We start from the raw sequence: 26,618 nt of genomic DNA, 5'->3' as shown, positions 1-26,618 counted from the left end.
TCATATTAGCCAGCCGCCATCTTCATCAGCCGGTTGGCGCCGCGATTATGGGCGTGGCAGATGGCGATGGCCAGGGCATCGGCAGCATCGCTGCCTTTGAATTTCACCCGCGGCATCAGCACTTTGAGCATCATGTGGATCTGCTCCTTGTCGCCATGGCCGACACCAATCACCGCCTTTTTCACGGCATTTGGCGCATATTCGGAAACATGCAACCCCGCAAGCGAGGGCACAAGAAGCGCAATGCCACGCGCCTGCCCGAGCTTCAGCGTCGCCACCGCATCCTTGTTGACGAAGGTCTGTTCGACGGCGGCCTCATCCGGACGAAAGCCATGCACGACCTCCGACAACCCGTCATGAAGCTGCCGCAGGCGGCTTGCCAGATCCATGTTTCCGTCAGACGTCACCGTGCCGGAATCGATAAACCTGAGCGAATTGCCAAGCATCTCGATAACACCCCAGCCGGTGCGCCTTAAGCCCGGATCGATGCCCAGTATGCGAATCGTCTTTTCCATGTGCCCACCCTAGCGATGACGGTGACAGGCTTCCAGAGAAAAGTGAACAAAACAAAAACATCTCATCCCCGGCTCCAAAATTCGACAGAGCTGGCGCACTATTCTGCAATCCGGCCTGCGATGGCTAAACAATGAAAAGGCACCGCCGAAATAGACATGTCCGACATAACAGCGCGGCGATTCCGACCTAAAGAATTTTTGCAAATCATTTGATCAATTCCTACCTCTGAGCCAACACCGTTATAAGACAGGATTTTTTCATGACTGCATTTTCCATTCTCGACCTCTGCCCCGTGGTCGAAGGCGGCAGCGTTTCCGAAGCGCTTGATGCGACGCGCCAGATGACACGACAGGCAGAAGCTTCAGGTTACACCCGTTTCTGGCTGGCCGAGCATCACGGCATGGTTGGCATTGCAAGCGCTGCCACGTCACTGGTTATTTCAGAAGCGGCGCGTGCAACGGAAACCATCCGTGTCGGTTCCGGCGGCATCATGCTGCCCAATCATTCGCCGCTGGTCATTGCCGAACAGTTCGGCACGCTGGAAGCGCTTTATCCGGGCCGCATTGATCTTGGCCTCGGTCGTGCACCGGGCACAGACATGAACACGGCCCGTGCGCTGCGCCGCAATCTGGAGGCGGGGGCACAGACCTTTCCCAACGATATCGTTGAACTTCAAAAGCTGATGGATGAACCGGACGAAGGCCAGCGCCTGATCGCAAATCCGGGCGCGGGCGCGAAAGTGCCGGTCTATATTCTCGGCTCCTCCACATACAGCGCTCATCTGGCTGCGATGCTTGGCCTTCCATATGCCTTTGCGTCACATTTTGCGCCCGACATGCTGTTTGATGCACTGCATATCTATCGCTCGAATTTCAAACCCTCGGCACAGTGTGAGAAGCCTTATGTGATTGCCGGTGTCATGGGCGCTGTGGCGGATACCGACGAAGAAGCAGACTACCATTTCACCTCGGCTCTTCAGAGCTTTGTGGCGCTGAGGCGCAACGCCCGCGGCAAAACACCAAAACCGGTTGAAAGCATGGATGGCATCTGGACGGAGATGGAAAAAATGTCGATCGAGCACACCTTCCAGTTTGCGGTCGTCGGCGGGCCTGAAAAAGCTGCGGCAAAGATGAAGCAGTTCGTTGCCGACACCAAGGCCGACGAGGTCATCATTTCAGTGCCGGTGCATTCGCTGGAAGCCAGGCTGAAATCGGTCGAGATGTTCGGCGCGATGCGGCAGACACTCGCGATGGCGGCGTGATACACAAAAGCCGCCGGGCGGTTCGCACCGGCGGCGTCTTGCTAATCTTAATCTAGTAAAATTACGCCGAGAGCTTGGCCATGACCTCGTCGTCAACTTCGAAGTTGGAATAGACGTTCTGGACATCATCGTCGTCTTCCAGGTTTTCGATCAGGCGCATCAGCGAGGTCGCGCGCTCTTCATCGACGGGAATAGTGTTCTGCGGCTTCCAGATCGCCTTGACGCTATCGGCCTCACCGAGCGTTTCCTGCAGCGCCGAGGAGACTTCGTTCAGATCCTCGAAGGCGCAATAGATCGTGTGGCCATCTTCATCGGTCACGACGTCTTCTGCACCGGCCTCGATGGCGGCTTCCATGATGGTGTCGGCATCGCCTGCTTCGGGCTTGTAAACGATCTCACCGACGTGATCGAAGGAGAAGGCAACCGAGCCGGTTTCGCCGAGTGATCCACCCGCCTTGGTAAAGGTCGAACGAACATTCGAAGCCGTGCGGTTACGGTTATCGGAAAGCGCCTCGACAATCACGGCGACGCCACCGGGACCGTAACCTTCGTAGCGCACCTCATCGTAGTTTTCCGCATCGCCACCGGAAGCCTTCTTGATGGCACGCTCAATGTTGTCCTTCGGCATGGACTGCGCCTTGGCGTTCTGAATGGCCAGACGCAGACGCGGGTTCATATCCGGGTCCGGCGCGCCCATCTTGGCGGCAACAGTGATTTCGCGCGCCAGCTTGGAGAACATCTTCGAACGCACCGCATCCTGCCGGCCTTTGCGATGCATGATATTTTTAAACTGTGAATGGCCAGCCATTATGCTCCGCCCTGTCGTTATTATTGCAAGAATAGAATGGGCGCCCTTATACGGGCGCAACGCCATCCATTCAAGCCCATGCGCGCATTGGCGGCCTGAGAACGCCGGCTACCACACGCCGCTCAGCAAAATAACTTTTGGCGGACTGGATAGAGAATTCAGCGAGATCGTCAGGGAACGGCTGTCGGAATAAACCGTTTCAAAGCCATCACCGAGCATTTCGGCAAAGGAGCGGATCCGCGGCCCCGTGCGATGCATCGGCAGAACAATCGCGGAATAAAGTCTCTCAATCACGTTTCGCATACTCTCCGCTCCGAGTGTCAGGCCGCCATCAACAGGGACCATAACCACATCAAGCCTGCCGATTTCTGCGATGTGTGTGTCGGACAGTTCGTGATGAAGATGACCGACGTGCCCGATACAAAGACCGGCAACTTCGAAAATGAAGATCGAATTGCCGTCTTCCTCAAACCCGCCCCAGGTGCGAATATCCGTTGTCACATTACGAATGTAGACATCACCGATCACGAGGTCATGATCGGCAGGCTCTCCGGCCAACGCACCCCACCCATGCAGAATGGTGCCGATGCCGGGATCCGGTGTCAGCGTAAAATGGCTTTCATGTGCCTTGTTCATCGTTGCTACATCTGGCGGGCCGCCAGGCAACAAAAAACCGGCATAGTCAGTGGCGATCCGCACGCCATCCGGCGTTTCGATCAGATAGGTCGAATGCCCGATGAATGTGATGGTGACTTCGGGAGGCTGATAGGCAACCGGCAAGAGGCTGGCGAACTTCACATCGGGAAGCCTGGCGGCAATAGCCTGACACTGACTGACAGGTGGCGGAGCCTGAGCGCGGGCTTCCGCCGGTAGACAAAACAGAAAGGGTGTCATCAGCATCGCAAAGTAACGCAGCATTACCGTTCTCCGATGTTGAGCTTTTCTCAAGCATGCGGCAGTCTGGCCTAAAGGTCCATATTTCCGGACTTTTGTTGCCTTCACTCATTCGTGAAGCCGCAAGATCTTCCCCCTATTGCAGCACGCTGAACTTCATCGGAAAAGCGCACTTGCGCACGCGCAAAGGCCTCACCATCTTTCGCACGCAGTTTCAAAAGGGGACGACCGGATATGCGAGACAAGGTACTGACGCTTACATCTTCCCGGTCTTGGGAAACGTTCATTCTGACTGTGATCGTTATCAACGCCATAACGCTTGGCGTTGAAACCTCACAAACGATCATGGCCGGACCGGCCGGAACAGTTCTCAAACTGTTCGATGGCATTGTTCTGGCGATCTTCGTCGTTGAAATCATGCTCAGAATTTATGCGAACCGGCTGCGCTTTTTCCGCGATCCATGGAGCCTTTTCGATTTTACCATCGTAGCCATCAGCCTTCTGCCCGCCAGCGGGCCGCTGCAGGTGCTGCGTGCGTTGCGTATTCTAAGGGCATTACGGCTTCTGTCGATGATCCCGTCACTGCGGCGTGTCATCGGTGGACTGGTGGCAGCCCTGCCCGGTATGGGGTCCATTATCGTGCTGATGGCGCTTGTGTTTTACATTTTTGCCGTGATCGCGACCAAGCTTTATGCAGAAACATTCCCGGAATTCTTCGGCTCTCTTGGTGCTTCGATCTATTCGCTGTTCCAGATCATGACGCTGGAAAGCTGGTCGATGGGTATTGTCCGCCCGGTTATGGAAGTTCACCCGCAGGCATGGCTTTTCTTCGTGCCGTTCATTCTGTCCACCGCTTTTACCGTGCTTAACCTTTTTATCGGTATCATCGTTTCCGCCATGCAGAAGGAACATGAACAGGAGCTTCTGGAAGAAAACCGTCAGGCCAGAGAGCCGGAAATGCAGCAGATATTGGCCGAGCTGAAGGCGCTCAGAACAGAAATCGCGGCGCTGAAAGATCAACGCCGCGATAACGCAGTATCAGGCTGATTGAAGGTCTTGCGGGTTTTAACCAGCAGAACCGGTATCGAGTATCTCGCGCTTGCCGACGTGGTTGGCGGGGCCAACAAGCCCTTCCTGTTCCATCCGCTCAACAAGTGAGGCGGCGCGATTATAGCCGATTGAAAGGCGACGCTGGATGTAGGAGGTCGAGCACTTCTTGTCCCGCTGGACGATACGAACAGCCTTGGCGAACAGGTCATCGCCCTCATCGCCGTCTGCGCCCATATCGGTATTGTCGAAGACAGCCGTGTCTTCTTCACCGCCTTCGGCTTCTTCCTCATCAACGGTTACGCTGCCGAGATAGGTGGGTGTTCCCTGCCGTTTCAGATGCGCTACGACCTTCTCCACCTCATAATCGGAAACGAATGGGCCATGCACACGGGCGATGCGACCGCCGCCCTTCATGTGCAGCATGTCGCCCTGCCCCAGAAGATATTCAGCACCCTGTTCACCGAGAATGGTGCGGCTGTCGATCTTGGATGTGACCTGAAAGGAAATGCGGGTCGGGAAATTCGCCTTGATCGTGCCGGTAATAACATCCACCGAAGGACGCTGTGTCGCCATGATCAGATGAATGCCGGCTGCACGCGCCATCTGTGCCAGGCGCTGGATTGTGCCCTCGATCTCCTTGCCAGCCACCATCATCAGGTCGGCCATCTCATCAACGATGACGACGATATACGGCAGCGCGGAAAGGTCGAGTTCCTGCTCTTCGAAGGTCTGCTCGCCGGTTGTCCGGTCAAACCCGGTTGGCACACTGACCATGATGGTCTCGCCGCTCGCACGGGCTTCAGCAACGCGCTTATTGAACCCATCGATGTTGCGAACCCCAAGCCGCGCCATCTTGCGATAACGATCTTCCATTTCGCGCACGGCCCATTTCAGCGCCAGAACGGCTTTCTTCGGATCTGTCACCACCGGAGTGAGGAGGTGCGGAATGCCATCGTAAACTGACAGCTCCAGCATTTTCGGATCCACCATGATCAGGCGGCACTCTTCCGGACGCAGATGGTAGAGCAGCGACAGGATCATCGTATTGATGGCCACAGACTTGCCAGATCCGGTTGTGCCTGCCACCAGCAGATGCGGCATCTTGGCAAGCTCTGCAACAACCGGCTCACCACCAATATTTTTGCCAAGGCAGAGCGGCAGACGGAAATCTGTCTGCATGTAAAGGCGGCTTTCCAGAAGCTCACGCAGGAACACCGTTTCACGCTCTTCATTCGGCAACTCAATACCGATCACATTGCGACCGGGGATAACGGCAACACGGGCAGACAAGGCCGACATGGAGCGCGCGATATCATCGGAGAGATTGATCACCCGCGACGATTTCACACCTGGCGCTGGTTCGAACTCATATTGGGTGACGACAGGACCGGGGCGCACATCGATGATCTCACCCTTGACGCCGAAATCTTCGAGAATGCTTTCCAGCTGGCCAGCACTCTGTTCCAGCGCCTCCTGACTGAACTCGCTGACCTCATCGAAATTCTGAGCCTGCAGAAGCTCCAGCGACGGAAAAACGAAATCTGTTTCCGGCTCGACATGGATGACCGACGCCGGTTCTTTCTGCTCGTCGTCCGACGCATCATCTTCACACATCTGCGGTTCGTCGTCGTTTCCGGCTTCATCCGTTTCACCGGCTTCGTTCATATCACCTGCAGCATCAGCATATTCAGGATCAGCACAGGTTTCCTCGTCGTTGTGAGCGTCTTCATTCTCAGTATCCGCCGGGCTTTCTTCGGCATGATGCGCTTCCAACGCTTCCGAAGCTTCGACCCCAGCCTCGGATTCATCGTCTTCAACCTCTTCAGCGACCGTCTGGCGGATGAACGAGCGCACTTCAACCTGCCTATAAAGCGCGACAGGTGAGCCGACATCCTCTTCGGCTTCAGCATGTTCATCTTCGTCTGACGGCTCCTCCGCAGCCGTCTCGACAGGATCGGATGCGGCCGTCAACGGCATCTGTCCGGAGGTCGTCAGCAAGTCAGCAAGCCCCACTTCAGACTGCGAAGAATAATCGCTGACGATTTCCTCTTGCTCCTGCACTTCCGGCACAGCATCTGTTGCCTGTTCGGCAACGGCTTCACGTTCCCCGACAGGCTCCTGAAACAACGTCTCATCAACCGGCAAAGGCTCTTCGCCCGCCGCATCCATCAGGCCAAGACCCATGACTTCGAAGGCCAGACCGTCTGGCAGAAAGGCGAAATGATCAGGCGTGGAGACGGTATGTTCAGACACGGTATTTTCAGCAGTTTCAGTCGGTGTTTCGGTTTGCGATGGTTCGGCAGCCTCAGTCAGGTCCGGTGGAGAACCATCAAAGGCTGGTTCAGGCGCGACAAGCGTCTCATCCGTCTGCGATGTAATCTCGACCGAAACGGATGAAGCATCCTCGCGCTCAGGCGGGCCCTGATGAACCGGCGGCTGGATCGGATGAAACAGAAAGTCCATCGCGACCTTCGGCTGATCGATATCGGTTTCGGCGGCGTTTCTGACTTCAATGTCACAAAAACTGTCAGACCGCTCAGCCGGAAGTTCATCTGCAATCCGGTCCTGCAGCACCATTGCCGGTGAAGGCGGCGGCACATCGTCGGCAGGCAGCGCCTCGGCTTTTCCCGGCACCTTTGGCTCGTCAGACATTGGTTGCTTCTTATGCGGGGTCCGGGTGAAGCGTACATTCGGCCCAAGCAGGAAAGGCCGCTGCCAGGTAGGCAGACGATCGGGATCCAGGATCGCGGCATCGCGATTGCGCTGCGGATCCTGCGGATCGGAGGCTTTGTCGGACACACAACCATCCGCAGCAGCGGCGGATTTCGAGTAGAGGCTTGAAGAGCGCGAAAAAGACATACTGAAGGAGACCATCAAAAGAGCTGTCACACAGCCTTATTGATAAAAAAGAAACCTTAACCAGACGTTGCCTTATCCGCGCGCCTTCCCTCTCAACGCGCTCTTTTCGCCTGAAACCGGGCGCTTAGCGCACTACATTTTTTCTTTCAGGCAATCAGCGCAAAAGCTTGCACCCGCTTCTGACGATACCGTTTCAGCGCCAGAATTCAGGCACGGTTTCTTCCAGCCTTGGACCAAGACGCAGCGGAGCGACTTTTTCTGCAAGGCCTGTGCGGTCGGAGATCTCAACGCCGACACCGCAGATTGTGGCGGGACCGGAAGCCGCCTCAAACCTCGATTTGTTCATTTTGGAGACGAATCGGCTCAACGGCTCTTCCTTGTCCATCCCAAGCGACGAATCATAGTCACCACACATGCCGGCATCCGACATATAGGCCGTGCCGCCGTTCAGTATCTGGCAATCAGCTGTGGGAACATGCGTATGCGTGCCGACGACAAGGCTGGCACGACCATCCACAAAATGGCCGAACGACTGTTTCTCACTGGTCGCCTCGGCATGGAAATCAAAAATGATGGCATCGACCTGATCTTTCAGCTGGCAGGCTTCCAGAATGTCCTCGCCGGCCTTGAAGGGATCATCAAGTTCAGGATGCATGAACACGCGTCCCATAATATTGGCAACCAGAACACGGGCACCGTTGCGGGCATAGTAAACGCTCGAACCGCGCCCCGGCGTGCCTTTGGGATAGTTGGCCGGGCGCAGAAACTGTTCGTGACGATCTGCAAAAATAATCGCATCTTTCTGATCCCAGACGTGATTACCGGTGGTCACGACATCTGCGCCGCAATTGATCGTTTCCTGAAAAATGCTCTCGGTGATGCCGAAGCCGCCAGCGGCATTCTCACCGTTGACGATGACAAAATCGAGTTTCAGATCGCTGACGAGCCCCGGCAACCGGTCCCAGACAGCCTTGCGCCCCGATTTACCGACCATATCCCCCAGAAAAAGCAACCGCATTAAAAATCCAATCTGTAGCGCGCAGCGTGTTTACCGCCCCACAAACTCCGGAACGGCAGGCACATCGAACATCTCCGCTCTCCTCTAACGCGATGATCAGAGCTTGCAAATGGCTTTTGTCGAGAAACAGAAAGGCAAACGCGGCGGTTTGAACGTTTAGACACCGCTTTTCGGCTCTGAGAACCACTGAACGCCGCTTTCAGTGATGATGGCATCCAGTGGCACATCATGCGGTTCAGCAGGAACATCTGGAACGCCCTGAAGATCGAAGGCGACCCCGACAAGCAAAGGCTTTTTCCCCAGCATATGAAGACGCTCAATCGCGCGGTCATAATGGCCGGCACCATAGCCAATCCGGTTGCCGTGATAGTCAAAGACAGAAAGCGGCATGAGCAGGATATCCGGATCGACCACTTCGGCAATTTCGCCCGGCGCAAACGTCCCGAATCCACCCGGAACGAGCGTTTCACCGAATCTATATCGGCGAAAAACAATCGTCTGCCGGTCCACAACAGCGGGGAGGCTGAGACGCGCGCCCGCATCTTCCAAAAGTGATAGCAACAGCCGCACATCGGCTTCAGAACGAATAGGATAGAAGCCGGAAACGTTCTTGCTGGCAGCAGATTCAGCAAGAGCACTGGCTCCGTGACCGGCTATAGCCCGGCTTTTTGAAAGGCGAACCGCTGCACTCAGTGCGTCACGCTCTTGAAGAACAGCTTTTCTCAGCATGTCCTTATCATTCTGCCTGTCAGTCAACGAACGCTCCCTGCCAGACATGAGGACAGATAAGCCGGTCCACGACGACCGATGGAATCTTTTGGATCCTGGGCGCCTACAGAAGTAGGTGGGCGCCATATAACCAAGCCCACGAGCGAGGTCAGGGACAGCTCCCTTAGGATCGAGTAAGGCCCCGGGGATTCGATGATTCCTGTCGTGAAGCGCAGACCGTAGCAGCTTATATAGAATGTCTTGAGGACCGCTTCCAGAGGTAAGACGGCGAACATCATACGATTTTTCAATTCCGCAGCTGCAGCCGCAGAAACATCAGCCTTTACTGGCAGAAACCTTTTGCGAAAGATCGCTCAGCCGCCCCGCCAGATCTTCCAGAACGCCGGCTATTTCATTCTCACGATCAAGCCGGGTGTTGTCTGCATTCTCCGCAGCAGTCCTGAGCTGCTGCAACTCTGCCGCATCGCTGTCGATCTGGGCCTGAAGATCGCTCAGCTCATCCATGACCATGATTCCGGCCATGACGGTCAATCGCAGATCTCCGATTTCTCCGAACTGACCGCGCAGGTTTGCAATATAGCCATCAAACCGGGCGGCCAGCGCCTGAAGATGGTCTTCCTGCCCTGCTTCACAGGCCATTCGATAGGCCTTGCCGTCAATATTGACGGTAACTTGCGCCATACCAGCGTTTCCCTTCTGCGCGCCTATTTCTCGTGATCAAGGACGGAACGGATCGTTTCCATGGACGTCACCAGTCGACGGGACACTTCCCGATTGACTTCTTCCAGACGATTGGCACGAAACTGTGCCTGATCAAGCTCACGTGCCAGACTTGCACGGTCTTCATGAACAAGACGCACCTCATTTTCGAGGTCTTCGCGGTCCTGCATCTTCTCAAGACGTGCATCAATCACGCTTTCCAGCCCACCAAATGCGGCTTCAAGAGCTTCAATGGCGTTGGTCAGCCGGTCTTTTTTCGCCTCCATTCGCATGTCTCCCAAAAACCGGCATCCGTCGGCGAGAAGCTTATATGTGCACCGCCTGCCAATTATTCAGGTACAAGTGAAAATCCATCAGCGCCAATCGAATCGCCAGAGGTGCACGAGTTTCATTTATGATTTTATGAAGAGTTGATCGCGAAGGTCAACTGAAACGGCCAGACGAAAAAGGTTTTCAAAAGAAGGTTTTGCGCGGCGGAGCTGATATCTGCCCTGACAAATGCATGACCTGAAAATTGAAAATGGCCTCTTAACCGTCCGCATTTTTGGCAAAAAGCAAAGCAATCATCGAACAACCGCCATATAAATCGTTTTAGATCGCAAAAATGGCCAAGTAAGGCCACATCGATCTGAGACCATATTAACCAGTAGAAGCACGATTTGAAATGGTGTACGTTCATCGCGTTTCGAGGGCTTGGGGAGATGAAGGACGGCTTTTGAGAATCCCGCCTTGATCCCCTTGATCCAGACTGTAGATTACCGTTCGAGCACTGCCAGCTGGCTTTTTCCAAGACTTCAGGCCGGCAGTTCATCACCGATTGAAGCAATCCTTAAGACTCAAGAAAAGCGAAGAAAACATGACTTCTCTTGAAAAACATAACCGGATGGCCAACGCGATCCGCTTCCTTTCCATGGACGCTGTTCAGAAAGCCAACTCCGGGCACCCCGGCCTGCCGATGGGCGCGGCCGATGTCGCAACAGTGCTTTTCACAAAATTCATGACGTTCGACCCCAAGAACCCGTCATGGCCCAACCGCGACCGTTTTGTTCTTTCAGCCGGTCACGGCTCAATGCTGCAATACTCGCTGCTTTATCTTCTTGGTTATGAAGACATGACCTTGGAAGATCTCAAGCAGTTTCGGCAGCTTGGTTCGAAAACTGCCGGTCACCCGGAATACGGGCACGCTTCCGGCATTGAGACCACGACCGGACCGCTCGGTCAGGGCATCGCCAATGCTGTTGGCATGGCGATTGCCGAGCGCAAGCTTGCCGATGAATTCGGCGAAGAGCTGATGGACCACTATACCTATGCGCTTTGCGGCGACGGCTGCCTGATGGAAGGCATCAGCCAGGAAGCAATCGCACTGGCCGGTCACCTGAAGCTGAATAAGCTGATCCTGATGTGGGACAACAACTCGATCACCATCGACGGCGCTGTCTCTCTGGCAGACTCGACCGATCAGCATGCACGCTTCCGGGCCTGCAACTGGCACACCATCGACATTGATGGCCATAATCCGGAAGAAATCGAAGCTGCCCTGAAGGAAGCTCAGAAGTCTGACAAGCCGACGATGATCGCCTGCAAAACGACCATCGGTTATGGTGCTCCGACCAAGGCAGGCACAAACAAGGCACACGGCTCACCGCTTGGCGATGAGGAAATTGCGGAAACCCGCAAGGCTCTCGGCTGGGAATATGGTCCGTTTGAGATTCCCGAAGACGTTCTCGACGCATGGCGTGTCGCTGGTCTTCGTTCAACCAAGACCCGTGTCGAATGGGAAGAACGCCTGAACGGCTCCAGCGCCAAGGCTGAATTCACGCGCCGTTTTGCCGGCGACCTGCCCGGTGGTTTTGCAACCGCCATGAACGATTACAAGAAGAAGCTGGCTGCCGAACAGCCGAAGCTCGCTTCGCGTAAATCGTCGCAGGAAACGCTTGAAGTCATCAACGGCGTCGTTCCGGAAACCTTTGGTGGCTCTGCTGATCTGACCGGCTCCAACAATACCAACACCAGCCAGACGGCAGGCATTACACCGGATGATTTCTCCGGTCGCTACATGCACTGGGGTGTTCGTGAACACGCCATGGCAGCAGCCATGAACGGCATTGCGCTGCACGGCGGCCTGATCCCGTATTCCGGCGGCTTCCTGATCTTCTCTGACTATTGCCGGACTTCGGTGCGCCTTGCTGCACTGATGGGCATCCGCGTCATCCACGTCTGGACGCATGATTCCATCGGCGTTGGTGAAGATGGCCCGACGCATGAGCCTGTCGAACAGATGGCTTCGCTGCGTGCGATTCCAAACCTTCAGATGTTCCGTCCGGCTGACGCGATGGAAACGGCAGAATGCTGGCAGCTTGCGCTGGAAAGCAAGGACCGTCCGTCCGGTCTGGCTTTGACACGTCAGGGCCTTCCGCCGCTCAGAACCGAGTACACAGAGAAGAACCTTTGCGCCACCGGTGCTTATGATCTGATCCCGGCCGATTCTGCCGATGTCACGATCTTCGCCAGCGGCTCGGAAGTCTCTGTTGCTGTCGATGCACAGAAGGCTCTCACCGCCAAGGGCATCACCACGCGCGTTGTATCGGTTCCCTGCATGGAGCTGTTCTTCGAGCAGCCGGAAGCCTACCGCAAAGCCATCATCGGCAACTCACCGATCAAGGTTGGTGTTGAAGCCGCTGTTCGCATGGGCTGGGACGAGTTTATCGGTTCCGATGGCATCTTTATCGGCATGAGCGGCTTTGGCGCTTCCGGCAAAGGCCCGGACCTGTTCAAGCATTTCGGCATCACAGCAGAGGCCGTTGTTGAAGCTGTTGAAGCCAAGCGCGGCTGATATATCTGATGCGTAAATAAAGACTGACCGGCTGAAAGGCCGGTCTTTCCGACTGAATTTGTGTAAACGATTTGACCATAATCACTGCGTTCTATTTCCAAAAGCTTGTATTAACGCCGCAGCTCCGCCATTTTTCAGGCGGCAGATACGCTCGTCGCGGCTTTTCGGGTGGCGGTGAAACGTATAATAGGTAATCGGTTGCTCTGCGATTTATGACCAATACTCGCGAAATGGGAGTCCCTAGCATGACTGTAAAAGTTGCCATCAACGGCTTTGGCCGTATCGGCCGTAATGTTCTGCGCGCCATCCTCGAATCGGGCCGCAAGGACATCGAGGTTATTGCCATCAACGATCTCGGTCCGGTTGAAACCAACGCACACCTGCTGAAATACGATTCGGTTCATGGCCGTTTCCCGCACGACGTCAAGGTTAACGGCGACACCATCGACGCCGGCCTTGGCCCGATGCGCGTGACCGCGATTCGTGATCCCAAGGAACTTCCCTGGAGTGACGTTGATATCGCGCTGGAATGCACAGGTATCTTCACCGCCAAGGAAAAGGCTGAGATGCTTCTGGAATCCGGTGCCAAGCGCGTTCTGGTTTCCGCACCGTCCAAGGGCGCTGACAAGACGATCGTTTTCGGTGTCAACCATGACACGCTGACCAAAGACGACCTGATCGTTTCCAATGGCTCCTGCACGACGAACTGCCTGGCACCTGTGGCCTATGTTCTGAACAAGGCTTTTGGCATTGAACGTGGCTACATGACCACAATCCACTCCTATACGGGTGACCAGCCGACACTGGACACGATGCACAAAGACCTCTATCGAGCACGCGCGGCGGCTCTGTCGATCATTCCGACGTCAACAGGCGCGGCCAAGGCTGTCGGCCTGGTTATGCCGGAACTGAATGGCAAACTCGACGGCTCCTCAATCCGGGTTCCGACCCCGAACGTCTCGGTTGTCGACCTGAAGTTCGTTCCAAGCAAGGAATGCACAGCAGAAGAAGTCAACGCTGCCGTCAAGGCTGCTGCGGAAGGCGAACTGAAGGGCGTCCTCGGCTACTCTGACGAGCCGCTGGTTTCACGCGACTTCAACCACGACCCGCATTCCTCGATTTTTGCCGAGGCTCAGACCAAGGTTCTGGAAGGCAAGCTCGTGCGTGTCCTGTCCTGGTATGACAATGAATGGGGCTTCTCCAACCGCATGGCCGACGTTGCCGTTGCTATGGGCAAGCTTCTCTGAGTTAAACGGTTGCTACCGGTTAATTTCAGATTTCGCTTTTGAAGAAACAGGCCGTATTCGCGGCCTGTTTTTTTGTGCATAGTTGGCACCAGTTCCATATCGAGGGGGAATACAGACCTCTCTCGTCGGAGCATTGCCGCCGCGTTACTTCACCCACACCCTTCGATTGCTCATTTTTCGTCGCGTCACTGTCAGATTTCAGTGTCATCACAGAAACTGTTCAGCAGCCTTTGAACGGGCTGCATTTCAAACTATCATTTGGATAACGTGTTCGGACGTTTTGTAATTCTGTCTTTCGGGAAGCCCTTTTGACGACTTTTTATATCGCAGTTCTGGTTTGCTCTGTTCTCATTCTTGTTGCCGCCTTATCGAGCACAATCGCTTTCAGATTCGGCGCCCCTTTGCTGCTGCTGTTTCTTGGTGTCGGCCTGGCGGCTGGTACAGATGGCCTCGGCATAGACTTCGACAATGATGCGCTGACATTTTATGTCGGTTCGCTCGCGCTGGCCGTAATCCTTTTCGATGCGGGCTTTGGGACGTCGTTAAAGGTTTTAAGAGCTGGCGCTGCCCCTGCCCTGCTTCTGGCAACAGTGGGGGTTGCGGCCACGGCTGCGATGCTCGGCGCTGTGGCCATGGTTGTTACAGATCTGAGCTTTATGCAGGGTTTTCTGCTGGGTTCCATCGTGGCGTCAACGGATGCGGCGGCTGTGTTCTTCCTGATGCGGGTTGGCGGCGTTCGCGTCGTAGAACGTGTCGGCTCAGCGCTTGAGGTCGAATCGGGTATGAACGATCCGATGGCTATTTTCCTGACCATGACGCTGGTCACGATTCTATCGCCGTCTCAGCCGGAAACATTCGCTGTTATTCCGCTCATCCTGCATTTTTTCAGCCAGGTCGGCTTCGGCCTCGTTTTTGGTCTGATCGGCGGAATGATTGTCGTTCTTGTTGCCAACCGCTTTGGGATCAATCGGGGCCTCACCCCCATTCTGGTTCTGGCGGTCGCGCTTCTGGTCTTCTCTGCGACCAGCACGGCGGGTGGCAGCGGCTATCTCGCGGTCTATGTCGCCGGGCTTTATGCCGGCAACAAGCAGGTGCGCTTTGTCGGCGCGATCCGACGGTTTCAGGATGGAATGACATGGCTGGCACAGATTATCATGTTCCTGCTCCTCGGCCTTCTTGCGACCCCCAGCCACTTTCCGGAAATCTTCCTGCCCGCAATCGCTCTGGCATTATTTCTGGTCTTTATTGCCCGTCCGCTGGCCGTCTGGCTTTGCCTTTTGCCGTTCAACTACCGTCCGCGGGAGACCAAGTTCATTGCATGGATTGGCCTTCGTGGTGCGGTTTCCATTCTGCTTGCCATCCTGCCCAGTCTGTATGGACTTGAAAATGCCGGCCTTTATTTCAACGTCGTATTTGTGATGGTGATCGTCTCCCTGACCCTTCAGGGCTGGACGCTGGCCCCGGTTGCAAGGCACCTGAAACTGGTGCGCCCCAAGCCGCCCGGCCCGCTGGAAAATATCGAAATCGATCTGCCGGGCTCCGCCGGGCATGAGCTGCTCGTCTACCACCTTGTCGAGGGGGCTCCGGTTCTTGAAGGAACCCCCATTCCCCGCTGGGCCATGCCCTCCCTGATTATTCGCAACGGCCAGTCTATGCGGTACTTCTACGCAGGGAACCTGATGCCGGGCGACTACCTCTACATGTTTGCCGCGCCCGGAACCTCGCCACTTCTGGACCGGCTTTTTGCAGATCCCAAACCGCTTGACGCAGGACAGGACCCGGAGATTTTCGGCGCTGAACTGCTCCTTCCCGAGAGACCGGTAAAGGAACTGCGTTCAGTGGATGAAACAATCAACCTGCCGACGGACGAGGAGAATATGAGCCTTGCCGAGTATATGAAAAAGCGCCTTGGCGGTCAGCCCGTCGTGGCAGACCGCTTTCAGGTCGGCTCACTTTGGCTGATTGTCAGGGATACCGATGAGAATAACGAAGTTTCAGCCATCGGCATCTGGAAACAGCCTGTCAGAGAGCGAGGCCTGCCTATATTCATGAACTTCCGACAACTGATGCACCGTTTCTTCAGCAGAGCATCATCGAGCGGCAATCAGGCAGACCGCAAAGACTGATCGTCATTCTCAAAGGCTGATATGATATCTTCCGTAGCAGGCTGCTTCAGCGATGATAAACCGGCGAACAAATATTCTGTTTCTGACCTCGATCATTGCCGGAGGCGCTGTTTTTGAATAGGAATCAGGCTGCTTATGTCTTTTTTCGGATGCACGGCCCGCGTCAGATCAACAGTTCAAGCGGAGCAACCGGGATCCGGCTTTTTCATCCGAGCGCCGCGCGCCCTTTCGGCAAGCGGCTCTTCAACACTTTTAAGAGGAAGTGAGTTATGCCCGCCTTTAAAACGCTCGACGATCTCAATGATATTGCCGGCAAGCGCGTTCTGGTGCGTGTCGATCTGAACGTACCGGTCAGCGATGGCAAGGTTTCGGACACAACCCGCATCGAGCGCGTCGCACCGACCATTCTGGAACTCTCGAAAAAGGGTGCAAAGGTTATCCTGATGGCCCATTTTGGCCGTCCAAAAGGCGAAGTTGTTCCAGACATGTCACTTAAGCTGATCGTCCCGGCTGTCAAAGATGTGCTCGGACACGACGTTGCATTTGCCAGTGACTGCATCGGTGAACCGGCCAAGACCGCAATCAATGCTATGGGCAATGGCGATATTCTGCTTCTTGAAAACACACGTTTCCACAAGGGCGAAGAAAAGAACGATGCAGAATTCGTGGCCGCACTGGCAGCCAATGGCGACATCTACATCAATGATGCATTTTCTGCCGCCCACCGTGCGCACGCTTCCACAGAAGGCCTTGGCCATCATATGCCCGCTTATGCCGGCCGCACGATGCAGGCCGAGCTGGAAGCCCTGGAAAAAGGCTTAGGGGATCCCAAGCGACCGGTTGTCGCAATCGTTGGCGGCGCCAAGGTTTCAACCAAGATCGACCTTCTGGAAAATCTGATCGAAAAGGTGGATGCGCTGGTTATCGGCGGCGGAATGGCAAACACGTTTGTCGCAGCCAAGGGCATCAATGTCGGCAAATCGCTGTGCGAACATGATCTGGCTGACACAGCACGGGCAATCATGAAAAAGGCTGAAAGCGGAAATTGCGTGATCGTGCTTCCTGTCGATGGTGTTGTCGCGCGTGAATTCAAAGCCAACGCCGAAAACGAGATCGTTACCATCGATGCCATCCCCGCAGACGCCATGATGCTTGATGTCGGCCCCGCCTCGGTCAAGGTCGTCAATGAGTGGATTGAAAAGGCAGAAACGCTCGTCTGGAATGGCCCGCTGGGTGCCTTCGAAATCGAGCCCTTTGATGCAGCCACCGTTTCGGCTGCGAAATTCGCGGCTGAGCAGACAAAGGCTGGTAAGCTGACCTCGGTTGCCGGCGGAGGGGATACAGTTTCCGCACTTAGCCATGCCGGTGTGAAAGGTGACTTCTCCTATGTTTCGACCGCCGGTGGTGCCTTCCTGGAATGGATGGAAGGCAAGGTTCTTCCCGGCGTCGAAATCCTGCAGAAGTAAGTTTTCAGTTCAAGGCTGATACGGCATCGGGAGCGGTCTTCGGGCCGCTCCTTTTTTGTGTGCTGATGATCAGGGCCTTAAAACCGCGATCAGCCCGGTCAGCACAAATGCAACCACGATGATCTTCCAGAAATCCATCCGTTTTTTCAGGCCGGGCAATCCGAGCGGCTTGATGATATGTACGACCATGGCAGCGATCAGCAGAACCGCAATCAGCTTTGTCATGATGTCCCCTCTTGTTCCCGGTTTCACCCGGCTCTCTCTCTTACATGGATCGACGCTGCGCGTCACGGGACAATACCAAATAGGCCGACGCACTGTTTTCTTTTAAAAAAACAGGCGCATTTTTTGGAACAAGGTCTAAGATACAGCATTGAGCCTTTATCCTTCATAGTAATTTCAGTGACCAAGGCCTGTTGATGAAACGTAATCTTTTTCCGGTTTTCGCGCTGCTTCTCGGCACATTATTTCTGTTTCTTGGAAACGGTCTCCACGGGCTTCTGCTTCCTGTCAGAGGTGCTGCTGAGGGCTATAGCGACACCGCGCTGGGCTTGATCGGTACGTCATGGGCGTCCGGCTTCGTGCTTGGCTGCATCTTTGCACCGAAATTGATCATGCGCATCGGCCATGTCCGCGCGTTTTCGGGCTTCATCGCGATCATCTGTATCGTCGCGCTTACGACAGGTATCTTCATCGACGAATATGCCTGGATCATCTTACGCGCTGCAACGGGCTTTGCCATGGCGGGGACGCAGATGATCATCGAAAGCTGGCTGAATGAGCGCGTTGACAACGCTTCCCGCGGCGTTGTCTTTACGTCATATACCGGCATCACGCTTTTCGGCGTTGTCGGCGGACAGCTCGTCGTTGGCTTCGGTAATACCAACACGCCTTACCTCTTCATGGTGGCAGGCATTCTCTACTGCGTCGCCATGCTGCCGACGACTGTTTCCAACGCGGCATCACCGCGACCGCTGCAGGCCGTAAAGATCGACCTCAAGCTGCTCTACCGCAACTCTCCGGTTGCCTGCCTCGGTGTTCTTCTGACCGGCATTGCCAACGGCGCTTTCGGTACGCTGGGTGCAGTTTTCGGTGCCCGTGCCGGTTTGCCCGATAGCCAGATCGCATTTCTGATGACCTCTGCAATTCTGGCCGGGGCGCTGGCTCAGGTGCCGTTTGGCAAGCTTTCCGACATGGTCGACCGCCGTCTCGTTATCGCGGTTCTGGCCGGTTTTGCGGCCTTTGCCGCTACTCTGATTATTCTGTTTCACCCCGGTGCGATGACTTTGATCATCCTCATTGCCATCTATGGCGCGGCGGCAAACGTGCTCTACCCAATCATCGCCTCACACGCCAACGACTTCGCCAATCCGGAAGACTATGTGAAAATCTCAAGTGGCCTGCTGTTTTTGTTCGGCATCGGTACAATCATCGGCCCAACGGTCGGCGGTCCGGTTATGACCGCTTTCGGCCCTTACGCCTTGTTCCTCGTAACAGCCAGCGCCCATATTCTCATTCTCGGCTATTCCATTATCCGCTCGCGTGTCCGTGCAGCTGTCCCCGTTGCCGAGAAAGAGGCGTTCGCTGCAATGCCCGATGCGGCAACACCGGTTTCAACGCCTGAAGGCATGCAGTTTAGAAACGCTGCACCGGAAACACCAGCTTACACAGAAGCCGATTCCGCAACCAGAAAAGAGGAGGCCTGACATGGAAGACGATGAACAAAAGAAGCCGCCGAAGAACCAGTACATTATCGGCGCGGATCTTGAGGAACACTCTGTCGAGGCTCTTGAGGAGCTTGTGAACGACCTGCGCACAGAGATCGAACGCATAGAAAAAGCGATCACTAAAAAAGGCGCAGGACTAAAAGCAGCAGAGAGTCTGTTCAAGAAGTAGACTTATACATCACGCTATTCAGCGTTAACAAAAAATTAACCTTTCTAAGTTGTTATATTGTTATCCGTTTAGCGGAGTCGGGATCTCTGTCTTAATTCCGATCATCACCCTTAATTTATCAGCCGCTTTTTGGAGCGGCTTTTTTTTCGCGGTTGAATGCGATTGGTAGTGGGTATTAACCTTCTGTTAAGAAACAACTTGCGGATTTGCACTACAGGTTTAAGTGTTCACAAATTCCAGAACTTGAAAGTCAGCGTGCAGGCGCAAGGGTAAAGAAATGTCACAAATCGGGGCCAAAACAATCAACTTTGCAGGCCACGCAGCCAATTCGCCGCAATTCGATGCACTTTATGCAGAAGGCATGAACCTGGTTGAAACCACTGCTGCCTATCTCGACGGACAGGGGCGCAAGGCGGCCAAGACCCTTCCGTCCCATGCTGCCTCGCTTTACTCTGCTGAGTCGATCCGCCTGACAACAAGACTGATGCAGCTGGCTTCCTGGCTTCTGCTTCAGCGCTCGCTGAACACCGGCGAGATGACCCGCGAGCAGGTTCTGCAGGAACGTCGCAAGCTTCGTCTGAACGAGGGTGGAATCAACCGCAATACGGCTGGCTGGTCTGATCTGCCTGAGGGCTTTCAGGAGCTTGTGGAGGCCTCACAGCGACTTGAGTCCCGGATCCGGATTCTGGATGACAACCTCATGCAGGAAAGTGCTGAGGGAGACACCTGCGAAAGTGCCAATGAAAATCAGGTGATCGCGCAGATCGACCTTTTGCAGACAGCCTTCGGGCGCCGCTGAAGCCTTTCTTTTTTCGAATGATGTTATTTATCTGCAGATGACCGCCTGATGCGCTCAGGTCCGTATCGTGGGGTTCATCAGCCTTAAACGCATCATCCGACGAGCAAGCATCACCCGACGCTCAAGGTTCCACTTTCTGATGCCCCGGGGTGGCGAAAACCGGCTTCCACTTTTTCGTCTACACTCCGCGACAGCTTATTTCGGCACTTTCAGACCGCCCTGCCCTATTCCCGTCAGAAATCGACGCAACAAAAAACCCGGCGCAAAGGCCGGGTTTTTGATATTCTGATTGCTTCTGAAAAATCAGATGCCGAGACCACCGAAGCGCTTGTTGAACTTCGAAACGCGACCGCCACGGTCCAGCAGGTTCTGCTGACCACCGGTCCATGCCGGATGAGAGGTCGGGTCGATATCGAGGTTCATGACATCGCCCTCTTTGCCCCAGGTGGAGCGGGTTTCATATTCGGTGCCGTCCGTCATGACGACCTTGATTGTGTGATAATCGGGATGAATATCAGCCTTCATAACATTCTTCCTGCAAGCTTCGTCCGCGCTTGGCACCATTGCGCCGGCTGGACCGATTGAATAAACAAAGCCGTGACACCTGACAACGAGGCCACGGCTTTCCGACTGGTTGCGGTCGCTATACAGGAACGAGAAACGAATAACAAGAGCCGCCACGGCCATTATGACGGCTTGTTGACACATAAGGACAATCCTTTGAGCCGGAATGCGAAATCAAGTAACGGCCGGGCAAAACAGCTCCAGCCGCTCTCCAGGCTTCTGCCTTATCTGAAAACCTATCGCGGCCTTGTCAGCGGCGCGCTTTTCTTTCTGCTGATGGCCTCGCTGGTAACGCTGGCGCTGCCTGTTGCGGTCAGACGCGTTATCGACCACGGTTTCAGTGCGGATAACGCAGCGCTGGTCAATAACTACTTTATGATGCTGGGCCTGATGGCACTGGCGCTCGGTGTAGCCAGTGCCATGCGCTACTATTTCGTCATGGTTCTGGGGGAGAGACTTGTTGCCGATCTGCGCCGCGACGTGTTTTCTCATATCGTCCGGCTTTCGCCTGCTTTTTTTGACGTCAACCAGTCTGGCGAAATCGTCTCGCGGCTGACAGCGGATACAGTGCAGATCAAGTCCGCCTTCGGCGCTTCCGCCTCTATCGCGCTGAGAAATCTGATCATGGGCCTAGGGGCCCTGATCATGATGATTTATACCGCGCCCTGGCTTTCAGTTATGGTGATTTTCGCCATTCCCGTCATCGTACTGCCGCTGATCGCCTTCGGCCGTAAGGTGCGCGGACGCTCCCGCATAGCGCAGGATTCGCTTGCCGATGCCTCCGCCTTTGCAAGTGAAGCCATCGGCGCCACACGGGCTCTGCAGGCATTTAACGGCGAAGCCATGGCAAGCCGTCAATATACAAACAGCATTGACGATGCGTTTGCCGCCAGCAGATCAGCCACCCGCGCACGCGCCACCTTGACGGCGATCGCGATCACGCTCGTGTTCTGCAGCGTGACGGCGATCCTTTGGGTCGGCGCGCAGAGTGTTCTCGCGGGCACGATGACCGGCGGTACGCTTGGCCAGTTCCTGCTCTACTCGGTGCTGGCAGCCGGCGCGCTTGGCCAGCTTTCAGAGGTTTGGGGCGAATTGTCTCTGGCCGCAGGCGCTGCTGAACGTCTGAGCGAGCTTTTGAGCGAACCGGAAATCATAACGGCGCCTGCAACCCCCAAGGCGCTTCCCCAGCCCGCCGCCGGGCGCATCGACATCGACCGTCTTGCGTTTTGCTATCCTACCAGCGGGGCAAAAGCAGGCGCACTCAATGGCATCTCGCTTTCGGTCAAAAGCGGAGAAACGGTGGCCATTGTCGGTCCCTCGGGTGCGGGCAAAAGCACGCTGTTTGCGCTGCTCTTGCGCTTTTATGACCCGGTAGAAGGTGGGATCCGGCTTGACGGTATTGATCTTCGCGAAGCTGATCCTCAGGCCGTGCGCCAGCGCTTTGCAATTGTACCGCAGGATGTGGCGATATTCGCCGCGAGCATTCATGACAATATCGCCATTGGGCGTCCGGGCGCTTCACGCGAAGATGTCAGGGCAGCAGCAATTGCGGCACAGGCCGATGGCTTTATCGAGAAGCTGGAGCATGGTTATGACACGCTCGCAGGCGAGCGCGGCATCACACTTTCAGGCGGTCAGCGCCAGCGCATTGCCATTGCCCGCGCGATTTTGCGGGACGCGCCGATATTGCTGCTCGATGAAGCAACTTCTGCGCTCGATGCCGAAAGCGAAACACTGGTTCAGCAGGCTCTGGGGCAATTGATGCAAGGACGGACGACGCTTGTGATAGCCCACCGGCTGGCAACCGTCTTGTCTGCCGACCGGCTGATCGTGATGGACGAAGGTGTCATCGTAGAAGAAGGCACGCATGATTCTCTTGTGGCGCACAATGGTCTTTATGCCCGCCTCGCCCGGCTTCAGTTCAATACAGAGACCACACCCGAAGAGCTTTCCGGATAATCTCTGTCGTCAAGGCAAAATGCCGCCCTAAATAAGGAGAACATCACTCAGGCAGATCATAACGGACATTTTGATGAAAACACTGCGCTTCATCCTCGGCGACCAGCTTTCGCACTCGATTTCAAGTCTTGAAGGCGTGGACCGGCAGGAAGATGTGGTCTTCATGTGCGAGGTGCATGATGAAGCGATCTATGTGAAGCATCATAAAAAGAAGATCGCTTTCCTGTTTTCGGCCATGCGACACTTCGCAGCCGAGCTTCGCGACAAGAACTTCAAGGTCGACTATCTTCACCTTGATGATGAGAAAAGCCACACGTCTTTTACCAGCGCGCTGGGAAACGCTATTGCGCAGCATAATCCGGACCGGGTTATCGTCACCCATCCGGGCGAATATCGCGTTCTGAAAGATCTGGAAGCCTTCGCCGCGGATAGCAGCATACCGATCGAAATCGTCGATGATACTCGTTTTCTGTGCAGCATTGATCACTTTCACAAATGGGCGGAGGGCCGCAAGAGCCTGAGGATGGAGTATTTCTATCGCGAGATGCGCAGGAAATACCATATCCTCATGGATGGCGATCATCCCGAAGGCGGCGCCTGGAATTATGATAGCGAAAACCGCAAACCGCCAAAGGAAGACCTTTCTGTTCCTGAGGCCGAGGGTTTTGAACCAGATGCAATCACCCGTGAGGTTCTTGATCTGGTTGCCAACCGTTTCTCAGCTCATTTCGGAGATCTGGAACCTTTCGACCTGGCGGTGACGCGTAAACAGGCACTCACTGTTCTAAGGCGTTTTATTTCAGACAAGCTCCCGCTATTCGGCGATTTTCAGGACGCCATGGTTCAGGGCGAGCCCGTCATGTTCCACGCGAAAATCAGCTTCTACCTCAATTGCGGCCTGCTGAACCCGAAAGAATGTATCGCCGCAGCAGAACAGGCTTATCACGACGGCCAGACGCCGCTGAATGCCGCAGAAGGCTTCATTCGCCAGATCTTAGGCTGGAGGGAATATGTTCGGGGTGTTTACTGGCTCAATATGCCGGACTATGCCCATGCCAACTACCTGGAGGCGGACCGCAGGCTGCCTGCTTTCTACTGGACCGGCGAGACAAAACTCAACTGTCTGCGGCAGTGCGTTCTGGAAACAAAACAGAATGCCTACGCCCACCATATTCAGCGGCTGATGGTTCTTGGCAATTTCGCTCTTTTGGCCGGCATTCACCCCGATGAGGTGAACGAATGGTATTTGCTGGTCTATGCCGATGCCTATGAGTGGGTTGAGATGCCCAATGTGACCGGCATGATCCTCTATGCCGATGGTGGATATCTGGCCAGCAAACCCTATGCTGCCGGAGGCAGCTATATCAACAAAATGTCCGACTATTGCAGTCAGTGCAGCTACAAGGTGACGGTAAAGAACGGGCCGAAAGCCTGCCCGTTCAACTATCTGTACTGGGACTTCATTATGCGCAATCGCGAGAAACTGGAATCCAATCACCGCGTCGGCATGATGATGAAAACCCTCGACCGAATGGGTGACCAGAAGCGCGACGCAATTCGCGACGATACAAAGCGCTTCTTCAGGGAAATCGGGATCTAGATAACGTCTTCAGGCTCTTCAATCGGCTTCTTCGTGCCTGTAGGCATGAAAGTTGCGAGAAAAATCAGTGCAATTCCGGCCCAGACAATTGGCTGTGGCCATTCGCCGAAAACAAACAGACCGATCATCACCGCGATTGGCAATGCCGTATGCAGGGCCGGTGTCAGCACCACGGCATCAGCCATGGAAAACGCCTTGATCATGAAGAAGTTGCTCGCATTGACCAATGTTGCAGACACGACCAGCAGACCGAAATCAAACCATGAGAGCGTGGTCCAGCGAAACAGCGCCGGTATAAAGGCGATAGCGGCCATCAATGCATACATCCAGAAAAGTGCCGGCACGACGCGTTCATTCATCGCCAGAATTTTCAGAACGATATTCTTTGAGGCAAGTGCCAGCGCCGCACAGATCGCCAAAAGCCCGGCCAGCTGGAAAGTCTCACCGCCGGGACGCAGAATCAGCAAAGCCCCCGAAAGCCCAAGACCGACAGCCATCCAGCGGCGCCAGTCGGCTTTCTCTTTCAGAAATAAAATGGCCAGCGGCACGACAAAAAAGGTCTCGAGCTGAAACAGAGAGGCAGCCACTGTAAAGGGAAGCAGGGACAGAGATGTGAAGATCAGCCAGCTGACCATCACGCCAAGGATCGCCCGCAAAACCAGCAGGCGCGGATCGCGGATACGAAAGCCCTCGCCCCCCTGGCGCACAGCAACAGGAAGGATCATCAAAGCCGCTATGCCGGATTGCAGAAAGACCAGCATGACAGGGTCATGACGTTGGGTCAGCTCCTTGGTGATCGTGTCAACCAGCGTAAAGGCAGTGACGCCGCCAATCATGAGAAAAAGCGCGATCATACGCGAATCCGGGCGTAATCGGGCCCCGATCGATTGTGTATCGAAGGTCATGTCCCTCTCCGAAGCAGATACTATTGTTCTGAATGCTTCCTGGAGGTGCCCTCGTCCGCTTGTCAGGAAGAACAGCGCTTCTTGGACGAAACGCGGCGGCAGCACGAGACGCGCTCCACCCTTGCGGAGATTGGAAAATAGAAAAAACACTTGCCCGCGGCAAGCCCCGACGAACGGACGAACACCGAATGCGGACAATTTCCGTCCGTTTTTTCTGCAAACGGTCAGACTTTCAGGCAAAGCCCTATTGCCGACCACAAAAGGAAACACCGCATTTCCATAGCCCGCCAAGTAAACGCAGTTTTTTGGCGGACCAACTTTTTTGCAAAGCGCTCTATCGCTCAGTCAGCTTGAACTCAATCCGACGATTCTGCGCACGCGCCTCGGGTGAATTGCCTTCGGCAATCGGCTGATATTCAGCAAACCCGGCAGCCACCAGCCGTTTCGCCGGTACACCCTGAGAAATCAGGTAACGCACAACCGAATTCGCACGCGCTGTCGAAAGCTCCCAGTTATCGGCAAACTGACCACCGGCGCGGATCGGCACATCATCGGTATGACCATCGACCCTCAACACCCAGTTGATATCATCGGGGATCTCAGGTGCGATCTCCAGAAGCGCACTGGCCAGTTTGGACAGTTCTTCTCGTCCGGCTGTATTCAGTTCATCAGAACCGGATGGGAAGAGAACCTCCGACTGGAAAACGAAACGGTCTCCGACAATGCGGATATTCTCACGGTCAGACAGGATCTGTCGCAGGCGCCCGAAGAAATCGGAACGATAGCGGTTTAGCTCCTGCACTTTCTGCGCAAGAGCTACATTGAGGCGACGACCAAGATCCGCGATGCGCGCCTGCGAAGCTTTGTCTTTTGCTTCCGAAACTTCCAATGCCTCTTCGACGGCTGCAAGCTGCGCCCGCAGAGCAGAAATCTGCTGGTTCAGCAGCGCAATCTGGCTTTGGGCACGGGCCGAAAGCTGGCGTTCAGCCTCCAGATCTTCGGACAATTCACCGATGCGCGCTTCTGCTGCATCGCTTGCACCTGCCCCTTCATCAAGAAGCTGCTGCAAGCGCGATTTTTCAGCGACAGCAGAGGCCAGAGATGCCTGCAAAGCGGCAATCTGATCATTGGCGTCCTGACTGTTACTCCGCTCCAGAGCCAGAAGCTGCGTCAGCTCCGCAATCTGACTGTTGAGGCGATTTAACACCTCGTCCTTGCCCGAAATTTCCCGCGTCAGGATAAACTGCCCGATCACGAAAACCGTCAGCAGGAACATGATGGCCAGAAGCAGTGTCGAAAGCGCATCGACAAAGCCAGGCCAGTAATCAACATTGCGGTTTGATCGGCGGTTTCGGCCAAGCGCCATGG

The 26,618-nt window shown here is 55.1% G+C and carries 23 protein-coding genes and 1 other RNA gene; 11 read left to right on the top strand and 13 right to left on the bottom strand.

What is annotated here, in order from left to right; genetic code table 11:
• Positions 1-5: 5 nt before the first annotated feature.
• A complete protein-coding gene (ruvC, locus tag EDC90_RS04545; protein ID WP_132309018.1) occupies positions 6-515 on the bottom strand; it encodes a crossover junction endodeoxyribonuclease RuvC in 510 nt (169 codons plus the stop codon).
• Between the two features lie 260 nt (positions 516-775).
• On the opposite strand from ruvC, the gene EDC90_RS04540 reads away from it, so the two are divergent.
• The gene (locus tag EDC90_RS04540) at positions 776-1,777 is read left to right on the top strand and encodes an LLM class flavin-dependent oxidoreductase (RefSeq protein ID WP_132309016.1); all 1,002 of its coding nucleotides are present in this window, start codon (positions 776-778) and stop codon (positions 1,775-1,777) included.
• Between the two features lie 61 nt (positions 1,778-1,838).
• Here EDC90_RS04540 and EDC90_RS04535 read toward each other — a convergent pair whose 3' ends face one another.
• Together EDC90_RS04535 and EDC90_RS04530 are read right to left on the bottom strand one after the other, a co-directional pair.
• Positions 1,839-2,585, bottom strand: a complete 747-nt coding sequence (locus tag EDC90_RS04535) for a YebC/PmpR family DNA-binding transcriptional regulator (protein ID WP_132309013.1) — start codon at positions 2,583-2,585, stop codon at positions 1,839-1,841.
• 108 nt (positions 2,586-2,693) lie between these two features.
• On the bottom strand, positions 2,694-3,503 hold the full coding sequence (locus EDC90_RS04530) for an MBL fold metallo-hydrolase (RefSeq protein WP_132309011.1): 810 nt from the start codon (positions 3,501-3,503) through the stop codon (positions 2,694-2,696).
• 210 nt (positions 3,504-3,713) lie between these two features.
• On the opposite strand from EDC90_RS04530, the gene EDC90_RS04525 reads away from it, so the two are divergent.
• The gene (locus EDC90_RS04525) at positions 3,714-4,526 is read left to right on the top strand and encodes an ion transporter (RefSeq protein ID WP_132309008.1); all 813 of its coding nucleotides are present in this window, start codon (positions 3,714-3,716) and stop codon (positions 4,524-4,526) included.
• Between the two features lie 18 nt (positions 4,527-4,544).
• Here the strand turns inward: EDC90_RS04525 and EDC90_RS04520 are convergent, their stop codons facing one another.
• From EDC90_RS04520 to EDC90_RS04495, 6 genes are all read right to left on the bottom strand, one after another.
• Positions 4,545-7,328, bottom strand: a complete 2,784-nt coding sequence (locus EDC90_RS04520) for a DNA translocase FtsK (RefSeq protein WP_432419985.1) — start codon at positions 7,326-7,328, stop codon at positions 4,545-4,547.
• A 253-nt stretch (positions 7,329-7,581) separates the two neighbouring features.
• Positions 7,582-8,406: a TIGR00282 family metallophosphoesterase gene (locus tag EDC90_RS04515; protein WP_132309002.1), complete on the bottom strand. Its 825-nt coding sequence runs from the start codon at positions 8,404-8,406 to the stop codon at positions 7,582-7,584.
• A gap of 156 nt (positions 8,407-8,562) precedes the next feature.
• A complete protein-coding gene (locus EDC90_RS04510; RefSeq protein WP_132309104.1) occupies positions 8,563-9,135 on the bottom strand; it encodes a 5-formyltetrahydrofolate cyclo-ligase in 573 nt (190 codons plus the stop codon).
• Between the two features lie 59 nt (positions 9,136-9,194).
• A non-coding RNA gene (ssrS, locus tag EDC90_RS04505) (6S RNA) lies at positions 9,195-9,356 on the bottom strand.
• 94 nt (positions 9,357-9,450) lie between these two features.
• Positions 9,451-9,816, bottom strand: a complete 366-nt coding sequence (locus EDC90_RS04500) for a cell division protein ZapA (RefSeq protein ID WP_132308999.1) — start codon at positions 9,814-9,816, stop codon at positions 9,451-9,453.
• Between the two features lie 23 nt (positions 9,817-9,839).
• Positions 9,840-10,121: a DUF4164 domain-containing protein gene (locus tag EDC90_RS04495; RefSeq protein WP_132308996.1), complete on the bottom strand. Its 282-nt coding sequence runs from the start codon at positions 10,119-10,121 to the stop codon at positions 9,840-9,842.
• A gap of 590 nt (positions 10,122-10,711) precedes the next feature.
• Between EDC90_RS04495 and tkt the strand changes: the two genes are divergently transcribed.
• The 4 genes from tkt to EDC90_RS04475 all read left to right on the top strand — a co-directional run bounded on the left by tkt (position 10,712) and on the right by EDC90_RS04475 (position 17,527).
• Positions 10,712-12,688, top strand: coding sequence for a transketolase (tkt, locus tag EDC90_RS04490; protein WP_132308993.1), 1,977 nt, complete (start codon positions 10,712-10,714; stop codon positions 12,686-12,688).
• Between the two features lie 245 nt (positions 12,689-12,933).
• Positions 12,934-13,935 carry a type I glyceraldehyde-3-phosphate dehydrogenase gene (gene gap / locus EDC90_RS04485; RefSeq protein ID WP_132308990.1) on the top strand — a complete coding sequence of 334 codons (1,002 nt, stop codon included), beginning with the start codon at positions 12,934-12,936 and terminating at the stop codon, positions 13,933-13,935.
• 308 nt (positions 13,936-14,243) lie between these two features.
• Positions 14,244-16,061, top strand: a complete 1,818-nt coding sequence (locus tag EDC90_RS04480) for a potassium/proton antiporter (RefSeq protein WP_132308987.1) — start codon at positions 14,244-14,246, stop codon at positions 16,059-16,061.
• Between the two features lie 269 nt (positions 16,062-16,330).
• Positions 16,331-17,527 carry a phosphoglycerate kinase gene (locus EDC90_RS04475; protein ID WP_132308986.1) on the top strand — a complete coding sequence of 399 codons (1,197 nt, stop codon included), beginning with the start codon at positions 16,331-16,333 and terminating at the stop codon, positions 17,525-17,527.
• A gap of 69 nt (positions 17,528-17,596) precedes the next feature.
• Here the strand turns inward: EDC90_RS04475 and EDC90_RS20825 are convergent, their stop codons facing one another.
• Positions 17,597-17,752: a hypothetical protein gene (locus EDC90_RS20825; protein ID WP_165972733.1), complete on the bottom strand. Its 156-nt coding sequence runs from the start codon at positions 17,750-17,752 to the stop codon at positions 17,597-17,599.
• 194 nt (positions 17,753-17,946) lie between these two features.
• On the opposite strand from EDC90_RS20825, the gene EDC90_RS04470 reads away from it, so the two are divergent.
• The 3 genes from EDC90_RS04470 (at position 17,947) to EDC90_RS04460 (ending at position 20,222) form a co-directional block, all read left to right on the top strand.
• Positions 17,947-19,233, top strand: a complete 1,287-nt coding sequence (locus EDC90_RS04470; RefSeq protein ID WP_132308985.1) for an MFS transporter — start codon at positions 17,947-17,949, stop codon at positions 19,231-19,233.
• Position 19,234: 1 nt separating this feature from the next.
• The gene (locus EDC90_RS20820) at positions 19,235-19,423 is read left to right on the top strand and encodes a DUF1192 domain-containing protein (protein WP_165972732.1); all 189 of its coding nucleotides are present in this window, start codon (positions 19,235-19,237) and stop codon (positions 19,421-19,423) included.
• Positions 19,424-19,700: 277 nt separating this feature from the next.
• The gene (locus tag EDC90_RS04460; protein ID WP_132308982.1) at positions 19,701-20,222 is read left to right on the top strand and encodes a DUF1465 family protein; all 522 of its coding nucleotides are present in this window, start codon (positions 19,701-19,703) and stop codon (positions 20,220-20,222) included.
• Between the two features lie 303 nt (positions 20,223-20,525).
• Here the strand turns inward: EDC90_RS04460 and rpmE are convergent, their stop codons facing one another.
• On the bottom strand, positions 20,526-20,747 hold the full coding sequence (rpmE, locus tag EDC90_RS04455; RefSeq protein ID WP_132308980.1) for a 50S ribosomal protein L31: 222 nt from the start codon (positions 20,745-20,747) through the stop codon (positions 20,526-20,528).
• Positions 20,748-20,942: 195 nt separating this feature from the next.
• Between rpmE and EDC90_RS04450 the strand changes: the two genes are divergently transcribed.
• Together EDC90_RS04450 and EDC90_RS04445 are read left to right on the top strand one after the other, a co-directional pair.
• Positions 20,943-22,745, top strand: a complete 1,803-nt coding sequence (locus EDC90_RS04450) for an ABC transporter transmembrane domain-containing protein (RefSeq protein WP_132308978.1) — start codon at positions 20,943-20,945, stop codon at positions 22,743-22,745.
• 73 nt (positions 22,746-22,818) lie between these two features.
• Complete coding sequence (locus EDC90_RS04445; protein ID WP_132308976.1) at positions 22,819-24,345, top strand: cryptochrome/photolyase family protein; 1,527 nt, start codon at positions 22,819-22,821, stop codon at positions 24,343-24,345.
• Here the strand turns inward: EDC90_RS04445 and EDC90_RS04440 are convergent.
• Positions 24,342-25,250 (bottom strand): DMT family transporter, encoded by a 909-nt coding sequence (locus EDC90_RS04440; RefSeq protein ID WP_132308974.1) that lies wholly within the window; start codon positions 25,248-25,250, stop codon positions 24,342-24,344. The genes EDC90_RS04445 and EDC90_RS04440 overlap by 4 nt on opposite strands.
• A 334-nt stretch (positions 25,251-25,584) precedes the next feature.
• A complete protein-coding gene (locus EDC90_RS04435; protein ID WP_132308972.1) occupies positions 25,585-26,616 on the bottom strand; it encodes a peptidoglycan -binding protein in 1,032 nt (343 codons plus the stop codon).
• Positions 26,617-26,618: the final 2 nt, after the last annotated feature.

Source organism: Martelella mediterranea, from assembly GCF_004342225.1.
GTDB classification, from domain to species: domain Bacteria; phylum Pseudomonadota; class Alphaproteobacteria; order Rhizobiales; family Rhizobiaceae; genus Martelella; species Martelella mediterranea_B.
Note: the sequence above shows the minus strand (reverse complement) of the source record. Positions and strands in the feature narration are given on the sequence as shown.

Coding starts and splice junctions, on each gene's coding strand:
- ruvC (WP_132309018.1), bottom strand. CDS start 515: ATGGAAAAGACGATTCGCATACTGGGCATCGATCCGGGCTTAAGGCGC.
- EDC90_RS04540 (WP_132309016.1), top strand. CDS start 776: ATGACTGCATTTTCCATTCTCGACCTCTGCCCCGTGGTCGAAGGCGGC.
- EDC90_RS04535 (WP_132309013.1), bottom strand. CDS start 2,585: ATGGCTGGCCATTCACAGTTTAAAAATATCATGCATCGCAAAGGCCGG.
- EDC90_RS04530 (WP_132309011.1), bottom strand. CDS start 3,503: ATGCTGCGTTACTTTGCGATGCTGATGACACCCTTTCTGTTTTGTCTA.
- EDC90_RS04525 (WP_132309008.1), top strand. CDS start 3,714: ATGCGAGACAAGGTACTGACGCTTACATCTTCCCGGTCTTGGGAAACG.
- EDC90_RS04515 (WP_132309002.1), bottom strand. CDS start 8,406: ATGCGGTTGCTTTTTCTGGGGGATATGGTCGGTAAATCGGGGCGCAAG.
- EDC90_RS04510 (WP_132309104.1), bottom strand. CDS start 9,135: ATGCTGAGAAAAGCTGTTCTTCAAGAGCGTGACGCACTGAGTGCAGCG.
- EDC90_RS04500 (WP_132308999.1), bottom strand. CDS start 9,816: ATGGCGCAAGTTACCGTCAATATTGACGGCAAGGCCTATCGAATGGCC.
- EDC90_RS04495 (WP_132308996.1), bottom strand. CDS start 10,121: ATGGAGGCGAAAAAAGACCGGCTGACCAACGCCATTGAAGCTCTTGAA.
- tkt (WP_132308993.1), top strand. CDS start 10,712: ATGACTTCTCTTGAAAAACATAACCGGATGGCCAACGCGATCCGCTTC.
- gap (WP_132308990.1), top strand. CDS start 12,934: ATGACTGTAAAAGTTGCCATCAACGGCTTTGGCCGTATCGGCCGTAAT.
- EDC90_RS04475 (WP_132308986.1), top strand. CDS start 16,331: ATGCCCGCCTTTAAAACGCTCGACGATCTCAATGATATTGCCGGCAAG.
- EDC90_RS20825 (WP_165972733.1), bottom strand. CDS start 17,752: ATGACAAAGCTGATTGCGGTTCTGCTGATCGCTGCCATGGTCGTACAT.
- EDC90_RS04470 (WP_132308985.1), top strand. CDS start 17,947: ATGAAACGTAATCTTTTTCCGGTTTTCGCGCTGCTTCTCGGCACATTA.
- EDC90_RS20820 (WP_165972732.1), top strand. CDS start 19,235: ATGGAAGACGATGAACAAAAGAAGCCGCCGAAGAACCAGTACATTATC.
- EDC90_RS04460 (WP_132308982.1), top strand. CDS start 19,701: ATGTCACAAATCGGGGCCAAAACAATCAACTTTGCAGGCCACGCAGCC.
- rpmE (WP_132308980.1), bottom strand. CDS start 20,747: ATGAAGGCTGATATTCATCCCGATTATCACACAATCAAGGTCGTCATG.
- EDC90_RS04445 (WP_132308976.1), top strand. CDS start 22,819: ATGAAAACACTGCGCTTCATCCTCGGCGACCAGCTTTCGCACTCGATT.
- EDC90_RS04440 (WP_132308974.1), bottom strand. CDS start 25,250: ATGACCTTCGATACACAATCGATCGGGGCCCGATTACGCCCGGATTCG.
- EDC90_RS04435 (WP_132308972.1), bottom strand. CDS start 26,616: ATGGCGCTTGGCCGAAACCGCCGATCAAACCGCAATGTTGATTACTGG.